This window comes from Micromonospora sp. CPCC 206060 (genome assembly GCF_036906895.1).
Lineage (GTDB): Bacteria > Actinomycetota > Actinomycetes > Mycobacteriales > Micromonosporaceae > Micromonospora.
Genome location: NZ_JBAKHU010000254.1, coordinates 1 through 889, shown reverse-complemented (window position 1 = coordinate 889; position 889 = coordinate 1). Strand labels below are relative to the sequence as shown.

1 protein-coding gene is annotated in these 889 nt (G+C 67.7%); it reads right to left on the bottom strand.

All coding sequences use genetic code 11. From position 1 onward, the window contains the following. A partial coding sequence (locus V6U90_RS33580) for a transposase family protein (RefSeq protein ID WP_334445227.1) occupies positions 1–730 on the bottom strand: 730 nt, incomplete at its 3' end. Between the last annotated feature and the right edge of the window lie 159 nt (positions 731–889).

The following is an 889-nucleotide window of genomic DNA, read 5'->3' as shown; positions in this document are numbered from 1 at the left end:
GCGCCTTGAAAGTGGTCTTGAGCAGTGAGTTCCCGCGTTCGCCGATGGCGCGCAGGCTGTTGTGGGCCTTGTTGAACTGCTGCTGGGCGGTGGTGAGTCGGCCGCCCTTGGGTTTCTTGAACGCCACGGTGATGGTGCCGGACTCGCCCTCGTAGCCCAGGTCCCCGAGGATGCGCAGGTCTGCGGCGGCTGCTCTCAGCGCCGGGAGGATCTCGGTGTGGGTACGCACAGCGGTGGTGTCGTGCTCGCGGCCGGGTCGCACCTGCGAGGTCCAGATCGGCCAGCCGTCGCCGACGGTGATCACCTGGACGTTGCCGCCGTGGTTGTCGTGCTTGGCTGACCACCACAGGTCCACCCCGGGTGTGGGGCCGGGGGTGCGGCACCGGTCGGTCTCGATCAGGGTGCCGTCGATGTTCACGTGACAGTGCCCGGCGGCCTTGGCGGCCAGCAGCGCGCCGTGCAGGCCGGGCGCCCGGGCGGCGAGTACGTCGATGCCCTCGTGCAGGTAGTCGTAGCCGGTGGACACGCTGATCTGGTTGTCGGTCGCCAGTTGCGTGATCCGGGTGCCGTCAAAGAACCATCGCAGCACCAGAATCGCCTGGTCACGGCAGGACAGCGCTCGGGTGCCGGCCCGGGTGCCCCGGCGTGCCCGTTCCCGGACGAGCAGGTCGGCCAGGTACCGGACGGTCTCCTCGCGTACCGGCAGCACGCCGGTGTATGTGACACTCATGTCGACGCAGGACCTCTATGAAGTTGATCTGTGGTAGGACCACCTTCATATCGAGGTCCTGCGTCGTTTCGACGCAGCGGTATCCCTGGCGCGCCCGGCACGTTCCGGACAAGCTGGACCGTCACTCACCGCGCTGACCTCGTTGCGCGGAATGGCTCA